This is a genomic window from Pseudoalteromonas sp. SMS1 (assembly GCF_021530565.1).
Classification (GTDB): domain Bacteria; phylum Pseudomonadota; class Gammaproteobacteria; order Enterobacterales; family Alteromonadaceae; genus Pseudoalteromonas.
Window position 1 is genome coordinate 154,231 of record NZ_JAKGBI010000014.1, and the last position, 16,952, is coordinate 171,182.

Here is a 16,952-nt window from a genome sequence, read left to right on the forward strand (position 1 = left end):
TGTAAAGATGAGTGGAAAAATAGCGATAGTCGCTGTGTCGTGCATCCTGCCGGGTGCACATTCTCCAGAGGCATTTTGGGAGTTGCTCCAAGCGCAACACGATGCGCGTAAAGAGGGGAGTGATGCTGATTTTGGATTACCAAAGTCGCAATTTATGAGTGATACGCCTGTATCTGACAAAGTGTATTGTGCGACGGGCGGATTTGTAGAAAATTTCACTTTTGAGAGTGATAAGTATGTTCATCCAGATGTGGATGTCGGTGCACTTGATGATGTGTTTAAGTGGCCATTGCACTGTGCTGCTGAGGTATTAGAACGAAAAGCCAAACAGACCATGGATTTGAGTAGAACGGGCATTGTATTAGGTAACTACACATTTCCAACTAAGCAGTCTAATGCCCTGTACGTGCCATTTTGGCACGAACAGGTTGCACAGTTTATGGGCAGTGAGCTTGATCTGACATTAAAATGCCCAGCGCGAGACCACATTGCCTCTGAAAACCGTCATGTGTGTGGCAGTCCTCCTCAGCTGATTGCCAAATTGCTGGGATTGGGTGGGCCTGCCTATGGACTAGATGCTGCATGTTCGTCGGCGCTGTATGCAATCAAGCTCAGTATTCATCATTTGTTGAGTGGACAAGTAGATCAAATGTTGGCTGGTGGCGTGAGCGCTAGCGATCCTTGGGTTTTACACTCGGCATTTTCTGATTTTCATGCTTTTCCACAAGATGGATACAGCCAGCCATTTGAATCACGCTCTCAGGGGATTCAGATAGGGCAAGGTGCTGGGATTTTTGTACTCAAGCGTTTGGAAGATGCTTTACTGCATGAAGATGAAATCTTGGCGGTGATTGAGGGGGTGGGCTTATCTAACGATGGTGCTGGTAAGCACATGCTGGTGCCCAGTGAAGCTGGGCAAATACTGGCTTATGAACGGGCTTTTAAAGAAGCGGGAATTGATAAGTCTCAGCTAGAATACATCGAATGCCATGCGACAGGTACGCCATTAGGTGATCAAACGGAGCTGAACTCTTTGGCTGCGTATTTCAATGCGCAGTCGTTGAAAATAGGATCAGTTAAAGGGAACACTGGGCACCTTTTGTCTGCTGCTGGTATCTCTAGCTTGATGAAGGTGATTTTGAGTTTACAGCACGAAATGATCGCGCCAACTCGGATATTGTCTGATACGCGCAGCGCTGATGTTAACGTCGCGCTTGATCATCAAATTGTGACCCAATCCACGCCATGGCAAAGTGAACCAGAGCATCGTTATGCGGCGATTTCAGCATTTGGTTTTGGTGGCACGAATGCCCATATGTTGCTGTCAGACAATACACAACCGCATGGCGCGCCAGCGACAGAGCAAAAGCGTGAAAGTGGGCCTATTGCCATCACGGGAATGGGGGCACATTTTGGTCCATTCGATAGTTTAAGTTGTTTTGAGCAGGCTATTTTTAATGAACAATCTGGCGTACGCCCGTTGTCTGAGCAGCGCGCGCGCGGGTTTGCATTAGACACGCAAGCATGTGGCTATGTGGATGAATTTGATTTTGAGCCTCTGCGCTTCAAAGTGCAGCCAAAAACATTGGCGCAATTCAATCAACAGCAGCTCTTGATGTTGAAAGTCGCTGAAGAAGCCCTCCAAAGTGCAAAAGTAGAAAAAGGCAAATTGCGCAATGTTGCCGTCATTTTTGTGATGGAGCTAGACTCATTTGCACATATTCGCAGGGCTAAGGTAGAGCTACCGACATACATTGAAAATGTCTTGCAAACCAATGGTGTTCAATACGATGCTGCGCGTTTATCACAATGGTCTCAACACTGTGCTGAAGCGATATTTCCTAAGATTGGCTCTGATGAGGTGCTGAGTTATATCGGCAACTTAATGGCAAGTCGTATTTCATCAGCTTGGGATTTTAATGGACCAGCGTTCACGCTATCGAGCACAGATGATGGTGTTCATCACGCCATGGAAGTGGCTAAATTATTGATGGCTGCTTCAGAAGTGGATGGGGTGCTCATCGGCGCCGTTGATATGGGCTGTAACCCTGAGGAACTTTGGTTAGCGCAGTCGGACACAAAGAACCTCCAACCTGGCGAAGGGGCCGGAGCGATATTCTTAGAGCAATCCGAATTGGCGAAGGCTAGGGATGCTCGAGTCTTCGCGCATATCGAGACGCCACCTAATACGCAGCAAATAGATACTGAAGCCATGAGTCTTGGGTTGATTGAAGTGCCGCAAGGTCACGCTAATATGGCTGACTTAGCGCAGCACACGCAAAGTGGGTCCCAATCGGTTGCGCTTGGCAGTGTGCAGTCTGTGACCGGTTCTGGTGCACAGTCGACGGCGCTGGCAGGGTTAATTAAAGCCGCGCTGTGTTTGCATCATAGATATATTCCCAAATCAACCGCAGCGAGCGATTTGCTGGCGTCTGGCCAATTCGAAGAGAATTGGCATTGTGCACAACAAAGCTACCCATGGGTATGTGACACGCGCAAATTGAAGAAAGCCGCTTTGGTCCATTTGTGCCCAGATTTAGCCAGACAGCATAATTGGTTGCTGACAGAAGGTGATTGGCCAACTGACAATCATATTTTGGCCAATGAATTTATGACAGTGCCCTTTGCCGGTGATTCACTGCAACAGCTCAAAAAAACCTTGGCAGAAGCGGTGGAGGCTATGCACTCAGACAAAGATTTGATAGCGCTTCGCCGCACGTGCTTATTGCAATACGATACGACCATACATAGTACGATGCGTGCGGCGATAGTGGCGCAATCTGTCGCACAGTTTCAGGAAGAGGTTGGTCGATTATTACAGCACTTTGAGTCTCCTGAGTTTACATCACGTACTCAGTGGAAAACGCCCATAGGGAGTCGCTTTGACATTATCACGCATGGTGAATCGCTGCCTGTTGCTTTTGTATATCCCGGCGCATTTAACGCCTATGTCGATATGGGAAGAGGCTTCTTTAGGTTATTTCCACAATTGTTGAAAGGGTTTGAACAGCAATGGGAAGACCCGTATTTTGCGATGGCCATGGATGAGGTGTATCCAAAGGCATCCAACCCTTTGAACCGACGTGACTACATGGAGTTAGAGCGTGCATTGCAAGACGATGTTGCGGCAATGATGTGCAGTGGGGGCAGTCTCGCTATTTTCCACACGCAGATGTTTAAATCGCAGTTTAACGTCAAGCCGGATTTCGCCTTTGGATATTCCCTTGGCGAAAGCTGCATGCTATTTGCCAATGATGTATGGCAAATTGAGGGAGAGACATTCTATGAACTCAAAACCAGCCCGTTATTTGAGGATGTGTTAGTTGGACCGACGACAGCGGCTAGGGCTTACTTTAATGTTGAAGGTTCTGCGGAGCCAGTATGGCACAACTATGTCGTATTAGATGACGCGCAGAAAGTGCGCCAGCTCTGTGAAGATCATGACGCCCTTTTTCTTACCCATATCAACAGTCCCTCAGAGGTTGTTATTGGTGGCCAGCCTGAAGCACTGTCCGCATTGATAGAAACACATGCTCTTAGCGTGATAAAGACACCGAATGGGCACATGTTACACAATGAAGCAATGCGAAGTGCTGAGCCATTGTTTAGAGAGATGTGTGGGTATCAAAGCCGAGGTGACGTGTCAGTACGCTTATTTTCGGGCAGCCAACAAGGTGAACTCACTGACTTTACAGCAGAAACGCTGACACACAATATTGCTGATATGTTGTGTAAAACCGTTGATTTTCCGAACATCATTAACCGTGCATATGCAGAAGGGGCGAGATTATTTATTGAGGTTGGTCCTGGCGGCACGTGTAGCCGCTGGGTTGCTGAAACGCTGGGTGACAAGCCACATACTGTCCTAAGCGTGGATGCTAGAAATTTAACGGATATTGACGGCTTGAATCGTCTATTTGCTCAGCTGTTTACCTTAGGTGTCTCAATAGATGTATCGCACTTGATACCCGCTGAACCAAGTAAAGTACTGTCTCTGCCGATTCCGGTGGGTGGGCAAGACATGCTTGCTGATATCCAAGCGAACACACCTAGTATAGATTCGCTGGTTCAGGCGACCTTTGCAACGGGTGAACGTACGGTGCCACAGACCGTGTCACATCCTGTTTCTTCACATGATGCCGCGGTATCGGCGTCTCACTCTGTAACTCACGTTTCAACTATGTATAGAAAATCAGTGAATCATGACCTAGCGAGCAAACCTGCGCTGACTGTCGCACTGACAGACAATGCGATCATAACAACGCGTGAATGTTTTGCAAATTGTGCAGTGATGCAGTCCAGTATTCAATCAAGCTCAGCGGCGAATGCACCTGAAGGGGTTAAGCCAGACTCTGCTGCGCGTACTCAATGGCCGCAAGAAGTGGCCCCAGCGGCATCACTACTCACGAACCATCGTTTATTGAGTAAAGGCCAAGCGCATAAAACCGCACTACATCACCGCTATTTGCAAGCCCAAAACACGCTCACGGAGCAAGTGTTTGATTATGTTCATACGCAAATAGATCGCATGACCGGTACGGACACAATCACAGAGCCGGTTGCGAAAGTGCTCTCTGAGCAACCTAAAAAAGCGCCCGCATTGTACGAAGTGGCCGACATTGAGGCTGAGGCGGAACATATAGCGCCTAAAGCCCCAGAATCGATAAACGAAGCGGTGGTTAACGGTGATGCAACGCAATCTGAGGGCGACCAATTAAAACCGGTTGAAATACTGGGCTACAAAGAGCTTAAGGCGTTTGCCGCTGGGAAAATAGCGGATGCATTTGGTCCTGAATACGCCGAAATTGACCAGTATGCTACGCGAGTTCGATTACCGGATGATCCTTACTTCTTTGTCAGTCGTGTCACGCGTTTAGAGGCCACGCGTCATGAGCTTAAGCCATGTATGCTGACCACTGAATACGATATTCCAGAAGATGCCTGGTATCTCATTGATGGTGTTGTACCCCCAGGCATTGCAGTGGAAGCTGGGCAGTGTGATTTATTGTTGATCAGTTACCTGGGCGTTGACTTTTTCAATAAAGGCGAACGTCGCTATCGATTACTCGATGGCAAAATGACGTTCTTAGATAATTTACCTCGTGGTGGGCAAACGCTGCGATTCGACATCTATATTGAAAACTTCGTTTGGCAAGGCGACGTGCTGTTGTTCTTCTTCCGATATGATGGGTATGCAGATGATAAGCCTGTAATGCAGTTAGAAGGAGGCTGTGCTGGCTTTTTCAATCAACAGGAATTAGATAATAGTTTGGGTGTGGTTTTGAGTAACGTCAAAACACCTGCGCCGCAGTTTGTAAAACCCCTTTTACAACACACTAAAACAAGTTTGACGCGCAATGACTTAATTGCATTGAGTCGAGGGAAAATTGAAGATGTCTTTGGTGAAACTTACAAAGTGAACCCGAGAAATACGTCAATCAGGTTGCCAGATGAAAAGCTCATTATGATCGATGAGATTACACATATGGCGCAACCACAACCTTCTGGCACAGTGAAGATGATTGGCACTCAGTACTTGGACCCGGAAGCTTGGTTCTTCAAGTGTCATTTTGTGGATGATCAAGTCATGGCAGGCTCCTTGGTCGCAGAAGGCGCCATCCAGATGTTGCGAGTTTACTTAATTTCCTTAGGTATGCATCATTGCTTTGAACTATGTGAATTCCAGCCTGTTCCAGGCGAACTTATGGACATCAAAGTACGGGGTCAAATAGACAACACGGTGCCATCGTTGCGTTATGAACTCGAGATATTTGAAACCGGCTTTGTGCCTCGTCCGTATGTCAAAGCTCATGCTGTGATCTATGATGGTGACAAGCCAGCCGTATTGGTAGAAAACCTGTCCTTTAGGATCACGGAATCCCCTAACACGCAGATAGCGCCTAGAGCAAATGACCCTGCCTATTTTAGTGGTAGAGTGTGTAGTGATGGCACGCCGGCGGTACTCAATGAGTTTCATATGGCACATTGTGGTACGGGGAGTTTAGGCGTTGCCATGGGACGTGATTTTGAGCTGTATGATGGCCGCGTTGCCCCAAGAGTCCCCAACTTGGACTTTAAGTTTATAGACCGTGTTGTAGCGCTTAATGGGCAATGTAAAGAATATGCCGATGGCTCTACCATGATTGCGGAATATGATGTGCCCAACACAGACTGGTACTATGATGATAACTACGGAAGCATGCCGCTAACGGTATTGCTTGAAACCAGTCTGCAGTCTGCGCTGTGCTTGGGCTATTTGTTGGGCCCAACGCTTAACCATCCAGACAAAACGTATCATATTCGTAACTTACAAGGCACGACAACTTACCTTAAAGACATTGACCTGCGTGGTAAAACGATTCGCCATCATATTACTTTGCTGTCGACCACCGTCATGCCTGAATCCATCCTACAAAATTTACGCTTTGATATTTGTGTAGAGGGGGAGAGTTTCTACCAAGGCGAATCCGTATTTGGATTCTTTACGCATCAAATGATGGCGAAGCAAGTCGGCTTAGACAATGGTGATACCACGGAATTTTGGTATGAACAGCAAGCGCTAGATATCCTGCCATATAAAGTGGACAACGCCCTCGTAAAGCCCGCTATAGATAGCCAGGATATGTTCGCTGTTTCAAAAGGGCGTTTGGCTGTCATGGATGAAGTGTACTACTGCCCTCTGCAAGGTGTGCATAAAGCGGGTTATGTGTTTGTGAAGAAGTTCATTCAACCAGATGATTGGTATTTTAAATATCATTTCCACGATGATCCTGTGATGCCGGGCTCTTTGGGCATTGAAGCTTTTGTACAAGCAGTACGTTTATACGCGGTGGTTGAAGGCATTGGCAAAGAAGCGTTTAACCAACCCTGTTTCAGTGTGGCCACAGACATCCCGATGAACTGGATGTATCGAGGTCAAATTTTGCCCACCGATGATGTGATGAATGTAGAAGTACACATTGAGCGCATTGAACATCAAAGTGACAGAATACTAATATTTGCGCAAGCTAATCTATTTAACGACCATTTAAGAATTTATAACTCAGACAGCGTTGTAGTTGAGATTAAGGAAAAACAATCATGAGTGTATCAACAGCAAAATCACATATTGAAATCGACCAAAGCTTATTCTCTCAATCGTATTTGAAGGAGACCTTGCTGTCGTTGGACAAAGCGTTGTCTGTATATGAGTATCAAGGTCAAATTACAGCATTAGAACGTGCGGGTTCGAGTTTGGGGGCACCGTACAAACACGTATGTGACTTACCAGCCACTTCTGGCACATTACTCGGAAGTGCCGAATTTTTGCGCGCTTATAATTTAAAGTATGCCTATATGACAGGGGCTATGGCCAATGGTATTGCATCAGCTGACTTGGTCATTAAAGCTGCCAAGGCAGGACTGCTTGGCTCCTACGGGGCGGGTGGTTTACACCCAAGCATCATAGAACAAGATCTTATCAAGATCTCCTCTGCACTGACAAATGAGTCGTACGCCGTTAACCTCATTCATTCGCCCATGGAAAGTATGCTTGAGAAACGCTGTGTGGAGCTGTTGTTTAAGTATGATGTGCATGTAGTCGAGGCCTCAGCTTTTATGAGTGTGAATGAAAACATCGTGTTGTATCGTGTCGCTGGTCTCTATCATGATGGTGATCGTGTATGCGCCAAAAATAAGGTGATTGCTAAAATATCTCGCCCCGAAGTGGCGGTACAATTTGCATCGCCGGCACCTGAGCATATTTTAAATAAGCTCGTTGAGTCGGGGCAGATCACAAAACAACAAGCAATTTGGGCAAAGGACATTGCCGTTGCTGATGATATCACAGTAGAGGCTGATTCTGGTGGGCATACAGATCGCAGGGCATTGACTACGCTGTTTCCTGTGATTCGCCGTTTGGTTAGTCAACAAAATGAGCAACATCAATATGTGACGCCAATTCGTGTCGGAGCAGCTGGGAGTATCGGCACACCTGACGCCGTGCTAGCTGCATTTTCTATGGGGGCAGACTACATTGTGACAGGATCGGTAAATCAAAGTTGTGTTGAAAGTGGCTCCAGTGACAAAGTTCGTAAAGTGCTGGCAAACGTCTCAATTGCAGATGTTGATATGGCGCCTGCGGCAGATATGTTTGAGATGGGTGTCCAGCTGCAAGTTGTTAAAAAGGGCACGCTGTTCCCGATGCGCGCAAAACAGCTCTACAACCTATACAAAGAATATGCCTGTATTGAAGATATTCCACAGGATGTGAAACAGAAAATAGAGAAAGATATTTTCCAAGATACGTTAGAGGGAGTTTGGGATAAGACCAAGTCTTATTTCGAGCAACGTGATGCAAGCCAAATAGAAAAAGCATTGGCTGACCCAAAACAAAAAATGGCGCTCATTTTTAGGTCATACTTGGGGCAATCTTCCTATTGGGCAAACCAAGGCCTCAATGGTCGAGAAATGGACTACCAAATATGGGCAGGCTCTGCGTTAGGCGCATTCAATGATTGGGTTGCTGGGACTGAATTAGAAGCGATAGAGAACCGTCATGTTGATGTTGTTGCCAAAACATTGATGTGGTCGGGCGCTTACCTACAACGCCTATCAATACTCAAAGCACATGGATTGGAAGTCTCTCCTTCTTATTTTAACGTAAAGTCTATATAATAATGACAATTGTAAATGGAGTGTTTTATGTTGTCGCTTATTAAGGAATTAAGTGAGCTAGCAAATGGGCTTGGTTGCCCATTTGATGATGACGGCGTTTTGTCTTTCAAAAATATGATGCGGCTGGATGATCTGGATGAATTTCCAAGAGAAGCCGTTGAGCACCTAAAGCAGTGTGGTATCTATGACTACACGGTATGGCATGAATTCGGTGGGAAAATGACTGACTTTCCACAGATCATGTATGTGATTCGGTTATTGTCTCAGCGCAACCCCACTGTGGCATTGCAGTTTGTCTTGCATTTTATCGGCTATATCAGTGTCCTCATCAAGGGCAGTGATGAGCAAAAGCAATATTACTCAGATGCTTCCATGAAGGGAAAGGGGATTTCTTGGGGGATTTCCGAAAAAGCAATTGGCAGTGACATTGTGGCAAACCAAACCACATTTCGTGTGGATGACGGTGCTTATTATCTGACCGGTGAAAAGTGGCCAATTGGCCACTGTTATCAGAACGATCTCGTTGTCGTGCTGGCCAGAGACGAAAACAAGTCAGGGCCAGGCGCCCATACAATGTTCATCGTGGATAAGAAAAGTGTACCGCAGAAGCAGTTTCAAGTGTTGCCAAGAACGCGTTTACTGGGTTTAAGGGGAATGGATCTCAGCGGTGTGCGTCTTGACAATGCTCGTGCGGATCACGTGATAGGGGCGCAAGGTCGCGGTTTAGAAGCCATGTTGTGTAGTCAGCATGTGTGTCGTATTGGTGTCGCTGCTTTTGCTAATGCATTGGTGGATACGTCATTACGGGTTGCGCTGACGTTTGCAAATAAACGTACACTGTTTGGCAAACCAGTTTGTGAGCAACCAATCACGCGTCGCGCACTGGTTGATGCATTTGCCGATGTATTAAATGGCGACATTGCACTAATGGTATCTTCTCGCAGTGTACATGTGACGCCAAAAAATGTGAGCTTTTTGTCTTCAGTTGCAAAATATCATGTGCCGCATACTTATGAGTCAACCATGAACTCGCTCAGAGACGTGCTCGGTGCTCGTTCTTATTTAAGAGATGACTGCTACTTTGGTATTTTCCAAAAGCTTTATCGAGACATAAGCTGTACGGGCTTTGTGGATGGTAATAAGCAAGTTAATTTGAATAATATCACTGCCCAGTTAAGTGCCATATTAGGTCAATGTGGTGTCTCTAGTGTTGAGGAAGATTGCGTCAAAGCATTATATGATTTCAATGCTGATTTGCCAGCTGTACGTTTAAACGAAATTAGTGTGGTCAGTGGCAAATATGAATGTGCGTTATTGAATCTTACCAATCATGTTGCATGCCTACCCAAGCGCCTATCTGCTCTGGGCATGGATGAGCTATTAACCCAATCTATTATAGCGCAGGGACAAGCTCTGGCGATTGAATTGACACGCCTAATTGATGATGAATCCTCTGCAAAATCAGCACTTGGCCATCATTACTTCTCAAGTGTAGAGTCGTTTGAGCTGAGTGCTCGTGCAGCACGGATTGTGATGGCGTCACACGTAATAAGTACCATCTTATACACCGACTTTACAGAATCATTTACTGATCTGTCTTGGGCCGCGGTGTGCTTAAATCGTTTGTTAGCCTCACCCAATGAATGTGCTGTGCCAAGCGAGTTGTACGAACGAGCGTTTGCAGTGATGCAAGCGCTTGCTGATGGTGACCGTGCATTTTCAATTGTAAATTATCATATCGGCGTTCATGAGCACTTTGCTGATGGAGACTTAGATTTAGGAGGGAGCCATGCAAAATGAGTCAACGATGAATCAAGAATTGGCCTATCGTGTAGCACAGTTTTTTGTGGCTAAGCGAAAAATATTAGCTTTGATGTCCTTGGTTTTATTCGCCGTCACCTTATTGGGGTTTCAAAACTTCAAGATCAGCTCTGACTACAAGTCATTTTTTTATGACGATGACCCAAATATGATTGTGTTTAACAAGCTGCAAGACACATTTAATAAAAGTGACAACATCTTCATTGCAATTCGACCCAAGCAGGGCGATGTATTTACGCCTGAAGTGCTCAAGGTCATTGAACAAATCACGGAAGAGTCATGGTTGGTGCCATTTTCAAAACGTGTCGATTCCATTGTTAACTATCAATACACGTGGGTTGATGGGGATGATCTACTGGTTCAGGGGTTATTTGATTCTCCAGCTCAGTTGTCAGCCAGCGACATTGAAAAGCGGCGTCAAATTGCACTGCAACAGCCTGAGATCTTGCATAAAATCATTAATGCCGATGGTACGGTGACGGGGATCAATATTACGACAGAGTTACCTGGCTTGAGTAAAACAACGGAAGTCCCTGAAGCGGTAGGCTTTGTTCGTGAAATGGTCGCCAAATACGAGCAGTCACACCCGAACATAGAACTTTATTTAGCAGGCAGCAACATGCTCAGCATGGCGCATCCAGAAGCAAGTAAAGAGAATAATAAGCTTTATGTCGTGATGCTACTTGTGATCCTAACTATTCTGTTTTTGATTTATCGTAGCTTTAATGCCTCGTTTATTACGCTGGTGGTTATTTTGTTATCAGCACTATCAGGAATCGCCTTTATCGCGGCATTTGATGTGACGTTTACAGCGATTGGTACGTCTGGACCTATTATGATCCTCGCTTTGACGGTGGCACATTGTATTCACTTAATTCAAGGATACTGTAATCAACTTAAGCTGACGACGTCAAACGAGCAAGCGCTCATCAATTCACTGACGATGAATATTAAGCCGATCATCTTAGCCTCTGCGACGACGATTATTGGCTTTATGACCTTAAATTTCAGTGCAACTCCCCCATTTGGCGTATTAGGAAATGTGGTTTCAGCAGGCATTGCTTACTCTGTCATTTTTGTTTTTTGTCTTTTACCGTTTTTGTTGTTGCTATTTAAAAACACCAAAGTAAAAGGTGGCAATGTGGTAAATATGGGCGCTTTTGCAGATTTCTTAATCGCTAAAAAGAAACCTGTTTTTGCTTTGTCTGCGCTTGTGTCTGTGACTTTGTCTGCGTTTTTATTGAAGAATATTATCAATGACAACAACTTTAACCACTTTGATGAAACAACAGAATATCGACAAAACATTGATTTTGTTGATCAGCATATTACGGGCGTTAAAACCATTTACTATAAGATCGCAGCTGAACATGCTTATGGCGTTGTTGATCCAGAATATATGCGCACTTTGGAAGGGCTAGCACAGTGGATAAGGGCTCAACCAGGTGTGGTTCATGTGGCGAGCTTTACTGACATAATGAAGCGCCTGAATCAGAATATGAATGGCGGCGACCCAGCTCTCTATACTTTACCAGAGGACAAAACCTTAGCATCGCAGTACTTGCTGTTATATGAGCTGTCTCTGCCTTATGGATTGGGGCTAAATAATATGGTGGATATGGAACAATCAGCAACGAAGCTCACCGTGTCAATCAATAAGCTTTCTGATGTTGAAGTCTTTAAATTAGAAGAAGGCATACGTTCATGGTTACAACAAAATGCGCCGGAGCATATGTGGACAAAAGGGACTGGCCAAAACATGATGTTTATCTATGTGCAAAAAAGCAACATAGAAAGTCTATTGAAAGGGGTTTTCACTGGTCTTGCACTGATCTCCTTGATACTTGTCGTGACCTTTAGGTCGATTAAGATTGGGTTACTGAGCCTCATACCGAATATCTTACCTGCGTTGATTGCTTTTGGCATCTGGGGCATTTTTGTCGGAGAGGTTGGACTTGCTTTGTCGATGGTCATGGGCATGACTATGGGTATTGTGGTGGATGACACGGTTCATTTCTTAAGTAAGTATCTGCAAGCGAGAAGACAAGGACAAAACGCAGAAGCAGCGGTGAAATACAGCTTTTTACACAGTGGTGAAGCAATCGTAATCACGACGATCGTGTTATGTATTGGCTTTTTAGTGCTCTGCATTTCGCCATTTACGCTCAGTGCGGATATGGGTCTAATGTGCGCGTTAACGATATTCATTGCACTGTTGACCGATTTACTATTGTTACCAACATTACTGATGCTATTTGATCGAGACAAAGAGGCTGCAACCTCTGATTCAAAAGCGGAAGGTGAATTGGCCTCATAACTCTTATTTTAAGGACAGATATGAAAAATGTGACTAGCTGTATATTTGGTGCATCATTGATTTTGTTTGGTCAGCAAGGACTGGCTCAGACAAACTTTGAAAAGGGCTTAGAAATCGCGACGAAGGCAGAGCAAAAAGACGATGGATTTAAAGATGTTAAATCTAAAGTAGAAATGATTTTGACCAACAAAAGTGGTGTAAGCTCTACGCGCCAAATTTCATTTAAAACAATGGAAGGCAGTGGTCAAGCTGGGGATAAAAGTGTCCTCGTTTTTAATTCACCCGCAGATCAAAGAGGTACGGCGCTGCTCACACATAATAAATTCGGTGAGGACAATGAGCAATGGTTGTATTTACCAGCGCTGAAGCGCGTGAAACGCATTGCATCAAGCAACAAGTCAGGACCTTTTGTTGGTAGTGAATTCGCGTTTGAAGACATTGGTGGTAGAGAGCTGGAGGATTACAGCTATTTATACATCAAAGATGACACGCTTAATGAACAGGAATGTCATGTTGTAGAAAGCTATCCTAAGAGTAAATATTCGGGCTATAAACGCTTACTGACCTGGTTCGACAAGCAGCACTTTAGAGTGCTCAAAGTCGAATTTTACGACAAAAAAGACAGCCATTTAAAAACATTGTTAGCGAAAGACTATCACCTGTATGAAGACAGCTACTGGCGTGCTCATATTCTGGAAATGACCAATCACCAAACAAAAAGTGTGACGGTGTTAAAGAGTTCGGATTATCAATTCGGACTCGGTGCCCGAGATAAAGAGTTTAGTAAAGCGGCGTTAAAGCGCATTCGCTTGTAGTTTAAAGAAACGGGCCCCAACAGCGTTGGGGCCCGTCTATTATTTTGTCATTGCGAAGGGCGTCCCCATTCTTGTAACCGTTTCAGGTAGTTGATCTGCTAAGAAATCGGCTTGATCAGCACCCCACGCTAATATCACCGTTGAACCCAGTTTAAAGCGACCCATTTCTTCACCTTTTTTCAAGGTAATCTTTTGTTCGCCTTCAGCAGGGTAACGCCAACTAAAAATGTCCTTCCCGGCAGGAGGGGTTACCGTCCCAGCCCAGACCGTCTCTATACTGGCCACTATGGTGGCACCAACAAGTACCATGGCCAAAGGGCCTAGCTCAGTATCAAAGATAGCGACAACTCGTTCATTACGAGCAAATAGGTTAGGTACATTCTGAGCAGTTAACGGGTTAACTGAAAATAAATCACCAGGTACGTAGATCATCTTTCTTAACGTGCCATCTACCGGCATATGAATGCGATGATAGTCTTTAGGGGCAAGGTAAATTGTTGCAAACTTCCCGCCTAAATACGGAGCAACATCTTCTTTTTGTCCGCCAAGAAGAGTCTGTAGACTGTAATCATGGCCTTTCGCCTGAATAATTTGGCCGTCAACCACGTCACCTAGTTGACTGATCGCGCCATCAACAGGGTGTGCAACGATGTTTTGTGCGTCAGCTAGGGGGCGAATACCGGGCTTCAATGGGCGCGTAAAAAACTCATTGAAGGTTTTGTAATGTGCAGGATCTTCATGCAAAGCTTCACTCATATCAATCTTGTATTGTTTTATAAATACTTTAATTAATTGGGTAGTAAGCGCACCAGCTTGGGCTGCTGCGAGCTTTCCTACCAAACGCGAAATGGCGTGCTTTGGTAGCGCGTATTGCATTGCAATCTTTAATTTATCCAAGTTCACTTTATGTATCCTGACAAAATGGGTTGAAAGTGATATTCAACACCGTGTTGATTATTTTAATTTGGCTGTAGATGGTATCAAACTCTGGGCGCCCGTGCACCTGCACGGCCATCCGCCATAGACTCAAGAATGCGGTGATAGCTGTCAAAACGCAGCTCACTGATCTGACCCTGTTCAACGGCATCCAAAATAAGGCACCCAGGGTCATTCAAATGTTTGCAATCTCTAAAACGGCAACCACCGATAAACGCTCTAAACTCTTTAAAGCACCATGTCACACGTTCTACATCCAAGTGCCAAAGTCCGAACTCGCGGATCCCTGGACTGTCAATTAGGTTTCCGCCGCTCGGCAAATGGTGGAGTTTTGATACGGTGGTGGTGTGCTGACCTAGGCCGCTGTTTTCAGAAACTTCCTGCGTTAAAATACCGGCATCAGGCAGCACTGTATTGACGAGTGTTGACTTTCCAACCCCTGATTGGCCAACAAAAATGTTGTTTTTATCGACTAACAGAGATTTTAGTTCTTCAATACCAACGCCTGACTTATTGCTGACAAGCAAGACTTGATACCCCAATTCTCGATAAATATCGAGCACGTCATTGACGTATTCAAGGCCTTCGTCATCGAGCAGATCGATTTTATTCAAGATAAGAATCGGCTCAATGCCCATGTCTTCGCATGCGACCAGGTATCTATCAATGATGTGCGGAGTAAATTCAGGCACTACCGCGGACACCATGAGGATCTGATCGATATTTGCAGCTACCACTTTGACACCGTCGTAGAAGTCAGGGCGCGTGAGCTGTGAGCGACGTTCTTCTACGGCTTCAACAACACCTGCCAGATCGCCTTCGCTGACTTTGGCACGGCGAAAAATAACATTATCGCCGCACACCAAGCTGCCAGCGGTACGTCTAATATTACAGCGCAGCACTTCGCCATCTTGGACTTCGATATCCGCATGCTGACCGAAGCGACTGACAACAGTCGCATTTTCTGTGGGGCCTAAGTTGTCTGATTGCCATTGCAGATCAGCGCTTTCATTGTGTTTGGCCTTAGCCAAACGCTTTTGTTGGTTGGCCTTAATCCTACGGGATTGGCCATGACTGAGTTTTTTACGTTTTGCCATATCAATAAACTCACGAGACGAATTATTGCGAATGATTGGTGTATAAGCCATTCATAGGCTATAACTCAATAAAATTGCCCCGCTTTGTAAAAAAAAGCTTTTGGTCGAGTGATGAAGCTAATATGATATATCTAATTGCATTGGATCTAAAGGAAAGTACCGCTAAGGTAGTGTATGTCTTTTCATGAATCAAACTTGGTATGGCTCGACCTAGAGATGACAGGGCTAGAACCTAAAACAGATAAAATTCTCGAAATCGCGACGGTGATCACTGATGTTGATCTTAATGTGTTAGCGGAAGGCCCTGTAATTGCTATACATCAAAGCGATGACTTACTGGACAACATGGATGAGTGGTGTACCAATCAGCATGGTCGTTCGGGTCTAACTGCACGTTGTAAAGCGAGTACTTTTGATGAAGCTTATGCTGTTAAAGAAACGCTCGATTTCTTAAAACAGTGGGTGCCACCTGGAAAATCTCCCATGTGTGGCAATTCAATTGGTCAAGATCGCCGCTTTTTACACAAATACATGCCGGAATTGGAAGCATATTTTCATTATCGGAATTTAGATGTGAGTACAATTAAGGAGCTAGCACGTCGCTGGCGCCCAGAATTATTGAATGATATTCAGAAAAAAAGCTCGCATTTGGCGTTGGATGATATCAAAGACTCCATCATGGAATTGAAGGTCTATCAGCAAAAATTCTTCAAAATTTAAAAAAAGTACTTGCAAAGCTTTTCGTATCTTGTAGAATCCTGCCCCGCTTGAAAGGACAAGCTCAATACGTATTGAGGCAAGTTTTAAGCGGGTATGAAGCGGCACTAGCTCAGCTGGTAGAGCGCGACCTTGCCAAGGTCGAGGTCACGAGTTCGAACCTCGTGTGCCGCTCCAAACATTCAGTTTTATTCCACTGGTGAAATAACGAATAAACCTCTGATGCAGCTTTGGCTCAGCTGTGAGAATGTGAGAGGCGACCTGTCGCACTCCAGTGAACAATTCAGAGTAACCCTATGAAGCGGCACTAGCTCAGCTGGTAGAGCGCGACCTTGCCAAGGTCGAGGTCACGAGTTCGAACCTCGTGTGCCGCTCCAAACACTCAGTTTTATTCTACTGACTAAATAACGAATAAACCTCTGATGCAGCACTGGCTCAGCTGTAAGAATGTGAGACGCGACCTGTCGCACTTCACGGACAATTCAGAGCAAACTATGAAGCGGCACTAGCTCAGCTGGTAGAGCGCGACCTTGCCAAGGTCGAGGTCACGAGTTCGAACCTCGTGTGCCGCTCCAAACTCTCAGTTTTATTCCA

8 protein-coding genes and 3 tRNA genes are annotated in these 16,952 nt (G+C 45.3%); 9 read left to right on the forward strand and 2 right to left on the reverse strand.

The annotated features are described in order from the left end of the window. The first annotated feature begins 7 nt into the window (after positions 1-7). Genes L1286_RS15720 through L1286_RS15740 form a run of 5 tightly spaced genes read left to right on the forward strand, consistent with a single transcriptional unit; the run spans position 8 to position 13,608 of the window. On the forward strand, positions 8-7,084 hold the full coding sequence (locus tag L1286_RS15720) for a beta-ketoacyl synthase N-terminal-like domain-containing protein (RefSeq protein WP_235408001.1): 7,077 nt from the start codon (positions 8-10) through the stop codon (positions 7,082-7,084). Further along, positions 7,081-8,655 (forward strand): PfaD family polyunsaturated fatty acid/polyketide biosynthesis protein, encoded by a 1,575-nt coding sequence (locus L1286_RS15725; RefSeq protein ID WP_235408002.1) that lies wholly within the window; start codon positions 7,081-7,083, stop codon positions 8,653-8,655. The genes L1286_RS15720 and L1286_RS15725 overlap by 4 nt, the downstream gene beginning before the upstream one ends. A 27-nt stretch (positions 8,656-8,682) precedes the next feature. Then, positions 8,683-10,455, forward strand: coding sequence for an acyl-CoA dehydrogenase family protein (locus L1286_RS15730; RefSeq protein WP_235408003.1), 1,773 nt, complete (start codon positions 8,683-8,685; stop codon positions 10,453-10,455). Further along, positions 10,445-12,793, forward strand: a complete 2,349-nt coding sequence (locus L1286_RS15735) for an efflux RND transporter permease subunit (protein WP_235408004.1) — start codon at positions 10,445-10,447, stop codon at positions 12,791-12,793. The genes L1286_RS15730 and L1286_RS15735 overlap by 11 nt, the downstream gene beginning before the upstream one ends. Positions 12,794-12,813: 20 nt before the next feature. Further along, positions 12,814-13,608: an outer membrane lipoprotein-sorting protein gene (locus L1286_RS15740; protein WP_235408005.1), complete on the forward strand. Its 795-nt coding sequence runs from the start codon at positions 12,814-12,816 to the stop codon at positions 13,606-13,608. 39 nt (positions 13,609-13,647) lie between these two features. Here L1286_RS15740 and asd read toward each other — a convergent pair whose 3' ends face one another. Both asd and rsgA read right to left on the reverse strand, forming a co-directional pair. Next, positions 13,648-14,511, reverse strand: a complete 864-nt coding sequence (gene asd / locus L1286_RS15745; RefSeq protein ID WP_235408006.1) for an archaetidylserine decarboxylase — start codon at positions 14,509-14,511, stop codon at positions 13,648-13,650. A 77-nt stretch (positions 14,512-14,588) separates the two neighbouring features. Beyond that, entirely contained in the window at positions 14,589-15,641 is a 1,053-nt protein-coding gene (rsgA, locus tag L1286_RS15750) for a small ribosomal subunit biogenesis GTPase RsgA (RefSeq protein WP_235408007.1), read from the reverse strand. 174 nt (positions 15,642-15,815) lie between these two features. On the opposite strand from rsgA, the gene orn reads away from it, so the two are divergent. From orn to L1286_RS15770, 4 genes are all read left to right on the forward strand, one after another. Further along, entirely contained in the window at positions 15,816-16,361 is a 546-nt protein-coding gene (gene orn / locus L1286_RS15755) for an oligoribonuclease (RefSeq protein WP_235408008.1), read from the forward strand. Between the two features lie 98 nt (positions 16,362-16,459). Then, positions 16,460-16,535 (forward strand) — tRNA-Gly (locus L1286_RS15760). Between the two features lie 124 nt (positions 16,536-16,659). Beyond that, positions 16,660-16,735 (forward strand) — tRNA-Gly (locus L1286_RS15765). Between the two features lie 122 nt (positions 16,736-16,857). Beyond that, positions 16,858-16,933: transfer RNA gene (locus L1286_RS15770), tRNA-Gly, on the forward strand. Positions 16,934-16,952: the final 19 nt, after the last annotated feature.